General features: G+C 58.4%; 5 protein-coding genes. 1 reads left to right on the top strand and 4 read right to left on the bottom strand.

Annotated elements, in window-relative coordinates; genetic code table 11:
• The 4 genes from QD357_RS31360 to QD357_RS31345 form a co-directional block, all read right to left on the bottom strand.
• Nucleotides 1-481 (bottom strand): isochorismatase family protein (locus QD357_RS31360; RefSeq protein WP_414125874.1); only part of this gene is annotated, 481 nt, incomplete at its 3' end.
• Between the two features lie 63 nt (nucleotides 482-544).
• On the bottom strand, nucleotides 545-1,576 hold the full coding sequence (locus QD357_RS31355; RefSeq protein WP_414125873.1) for a leucyl aminopeptidase: 1,032 nt from the start codon (nucleotides 1,574-1,576) through the stop codon (nucleotides 545-547).
• A gap of 23 nt (nucleotides 1,577-1,599) precedes the next feature.
• Nucleotides 1,600-2,382, bottom strand: coding sequence for an alpha/beta fold hydrolase (locus QD357_RS31350; protein ID WP_414125872.1), 783 nt, complete (start codon nucleotides 2,380-2,382; stop codon nucleotides 1,600-1,602).
• 12 nt (nucleotides 2,383-2,394) lie between these two features.
• Nucleotides 2,395-3,096, bottom strand: coding sequence for an Asp/Glu racemase (locus tag QD357_RS31345; protein WP_414125875.1), 702 nt, complete (start codon nucleotides 3,094-3,096; stop codon nucleotides 2,395-2,397).
• A 609-nt stretch (nucleotides 3,097-3,705) separates the two neighbouring features.
• Here QD357_RS31345 and QD357_RS31340 point away from each other — a divergent pair.
• On the top strand, nucleotides 3,706-4,077 hold a 372-nt coding region (locus tag QD357_RS31340; protein ID WP_414125871.1), incomplete at its 3' end, for a Rid family hydrolase.

The following is a 4,077-nucleotide window of genomic DNA, read 5'->3' as shown; positions in this document are numbered from 1 at the left end:
CCGACTGCACGGCGTCGACCACTGTCGCGCGAACGCAGCCTGACGTCATCGCGCCCGTGACCACCACGGTATCGACGCCGGCTCCAGTCAAAAGTGCCGTCAGCGCTGTGCCATGGAATGCCGACGCACCTTTCTTGGTAACGATCGCATCTTCCGGCCGGATGCCGGTCGCCGCGTCGATMTCGACCAGCCGGCTTCCTTCCACCAACGCCGCCATGCCCGCCGCCTTCTTCAACCAGGCGAGTTTATCGATTTCACCAGGGTGGTAAGCAATGGTGGTGTAGACGACCAGATAGCCGGCGGTGCGCGCAATATCGGTTAGGCGGCGCGTGGCGGCAATCGCTTTGCTCATGTCCGCAGCCGTMGGGTAGCGAGTATCCGTAAAGCCATACGTAAAATCGACGACGACGATKGCGGGACGGTAACCGCGCGGTACAGTGCAACCGAAGCCGGCCGCTTCATAAATTTCTTTCTGCGACATTCCCGTTCCTCCTGTGCTTGCGGATTTGCAGCCCCGCACCCGGCAAGGCTGCTCCTCCCGCGATCAGTGCCGTTCCATCTTCATGTCCGGCACGACGATATCACCGTCGATGACGATTGCCGCGTCATCGAGGAAGAGCGAGCAATTGCGCATCGGGATGTCGAGATGGCAATGCGTGTCGTTCGGGCCCMCGAGTTCATTGTTTGGGCCCGTCGAGAACATGACGTTGCCGTAGAACGAGCGAGGCTCCATACCCATGCCGCCAGGAAAAGCGCCCGGCACGAAGTTGTGCCATTTCGCTTGCGGGTTCATGCCCMAGCCAACGTGGCTCATGCCGAAACCTTTGGGGTCATGGAAAGACTCCATATAGGATTTGACAATTTCCGCATCGAGGCCGCCTCTGATGTCGGTGATCCAGCCTTTCTCGATCGTGTAGATGATCGGTTCGCGCACATAGATGTTCTGCGGCAGCAAGATGTCGCCCGGTGCGACGACGATCTGTCCGTCGACACCATCATCGTCGCCACCAGTAAAGACGAAACCAGAAGGCCAGTGGTCCCATCGTCCTGGTTTGTCCGTGCAGGCATATTCTGTTACGGTGGGATAGGTATTCAACTTATAGGTCACGTCGGTTCCGTGCGGGGACGTGATCCGCATAATTTTGGCCTTCGATAAAATTTCGCCGCCAATCTCGACCTTGTCGCGGAGTTCCTTATACGGGAGCATGCGCGCGAGAAGTTCAKGTGGCTCGACMGCTGTCAGAACGCGAGTGCCGGCGGCCTGGATCGCCATCTGCTCCKGCGAGAAGAGCAGGAAGATGCAGTCGATTAGCATGTCGCAGTTCTTGAGGGCGTCGACGGCATCCGGCATTGCKGCCAGACCGGTGACGCCGACGTTCCAGCCGCCCGTCGGCAAAGGCGCCGGCAGACGCATATGGTACATGTTAGCKCCCAGACGCTGGCCCGCGGCGAGGAATGCATTGGCATAGTCCAGCCGTTCATTGCCCTGCGTGAGCACGACAAGGCGCTCGCCGTCGCGCACACCGGACATTTTCAGTTGGTGGAGGCAGATTTCGGTGAAGCTCGTGTGGTCCATTGCTCGGAATCCTTTTTCTATAACTACGCTGCAAAGTCCATGACTGCGGCAAGAAAGCCTTCCAGGTCGTCCCACGGGATCATGTGTCCCGCGCGCTCGACCGTACGCACCTCGATTGCCGGTACGAGGCGCCTTATTTCCTCGACATCCGTCGGCTTAACAACCTCCGCGCCCCCTGCCACCACAAGACGCATCGGCAGGCCGAGCGCGGATAGGTCGGCGWGGATATCGTCGGTGTGGAACCCGTCGAAGGCGGTGCGGRTCGCGTCGAGCTGGCAGGTGTGGAGCCACTCGGCGCGAAGGGCGCGTTGTTCTTCACTCCAGCTCGGACAGAAGTGTTTCATCTMCTCGGCCGAGCAGCCTCGCTGCGCGAGCACGATGGAGTCCTCGTACCACGCCCAGGATGCCGGGTAACCGCGTMGGCCCGGCCCGCTGACGGGTGGATCCACCAGAACCAGCCCCGAGAAAGCGGACGGACTCTTGCGCGCGGCACGGATCCCGGTTCGTGCACCCATCGAGTGCCCGAGCAGGATCGGACGGTCGAGCCCGGCCGATTCAGCGACCCKAACGGCGTCCTCGGCCATTGCATCKAGCGAAAAGTCGAGGKCCCCGCCCTGCGACAGGCCGCGGCCGCGCACGTCGAGCACATGGACGTCGAACCTCGCCGCTAGTCGCTCGGCAATGAAGCCCCATGTGATGGCCGGCGACGTGATGCCGGGAACGAGCAGCATCTGAGGACCTTGCCCCGGATAGTGAAGCAGGTGCTGGCGAATGCCGTTTGCGTGAACGTTGTATCCCCGAGCCATGGCGCCCTCCCCTTAATAGGCGCCGGAGAGCAGCGTTCCGCCCCCCGGAACGCGCGTATCAAGATTAAGCGCCTTCAATAGCGACCATGTGGTGGCGATCGCCGCCGTCAGGACCGGCTTTCGGGTGATTGCCTCCGCCTCGGGTACGGCCGCCAGCGAGGGCATTTGGACGCAAGCGGACAGCACGATGGCATCGACATCGCTGGTGTCCATCGCGCGGACGATGCCAGGCAGCTTCATTGGATCGTGCGCGGCTACCGCGAGGTTATCGGATATTTCCAGTGCCCGCCAGACACTGACCTCGATACCCTCGTTACGGATATAGTCCACGACGAGCTCGGTGAGGGGCTTMATATAGGGCGCGACGAGAGCAATTTTCTTCGCGCGTATCGCCTTGATGCCCTCGACCAGCGCACCGGCCGATGTCACCACCGGCGCCGGATTGCCGTTGTCGACCGTCGCTTGGTGAAGACGCTCTTGCGACWGGCGATGATAGCCATGCCCMATAGCCATGATGGCGACCAGGCAAGCGTAGCCCATGACGTCGACGCGCGCGTCCGACAACTCGAGGGCGCAGCGGTMACTGTCTCGATCCATAGCCTTCAATTCCTCTGCAGTCACATGCTTCATGCGCATGCGGGAAGAATGAAAAGTGAATCGCTCTGGCGAGACGAGTTCGCGAGCCCKCAATAGTGCCGGAATTTCCGTTTCCATCGTGATGTTGGAGCTCGGAACGATCTGACCAATACGAAAACGCTTCATTTGCGGGGCCCTTGTTTAGAGTAGGTTTCACCACATTAATTATTCAAAACGGGAATTACAAGTCAAAAGTCTCTGGAGAGCGCCCGCGACAGTAATTTTGCGAAGCATGTTCTACGGTGACAGAGGGCTCGATCCACCTTCAAAAGGCTCATAGTATTGAATCATAATAGAAATAACATGATTGGAAAGCTCTCGGCTGGAGCCTGGACTGGTGACAGCAGCGCAGCTGTCGGCGCGCTGAAATTGAGAGGCATCTGATGAGGCTTGCCACGCATTTCACATTAATATAAGTTTGAATAATTATAGCATGCGGCAAAGTGATAAGGATTGGTTGGKGGCAACGGATGGTCGGGCCGTGTACACTATATMGAGGGAGATGGGCGTGCCCCGAACCAGAGTGCCGGTCGCTTTCACAGTCTTCMGATTTGCACCAGGCGAAGAACAGGCACCATAGATTGGGTTAATTGTCTGAAGTGACGTCGCGCGTGAGCGTTCGCGGTATGGATGCAGCGGAGCGACTGAAAAGTACGCGCTATAGCTTAAAYGCACKAGGAGGTTGAGATGATGAAACCGCAGTTTTTCCATAGACTACCCGAGATGGAGAAGGGATATAGCATGTCACTGGCTGTCAGGGCTGGCGACTATGTATTCATCGGCGGGTTGACTGCTACGGATAACAAAGGCAACGAACTACACGCCGATAATCCGGGTGCGCAGATGAAGCGGATCTATGAGATTCTGGACGAAGTTCTGAAGGAATTTGGTGGCACGTCGCGCGACGTTGTAAGTGAAGTTATCTATTATGACGTTAGCGGAAATGAATACACAGAAAAGCTCTTTCCGCATCGGCAGGCTTTTTATGGCGAGGAAGGTCCCTCGGTCGTAGGCATGCAGGTGGTCGGCTTTATAAGCCCCGCCATTCACGTGGAGACC

It is taken from the genome of Rhizobium sp. BR 317 (assembly GCF_047445835.1).
Taxonomy (GTDB): domain Bacteria; phylum Pseudomonadota; class Alphaproteobacteria; order Rhizobiales; family Rhizobiaceae; genus Rhizobium; species Rhizobium paranaense.
The sequence above is the reverse complement of the archived record's forward strand: the minus strand, read 5'-3'. Positions and strand labels throughout refer to the sequence as shown.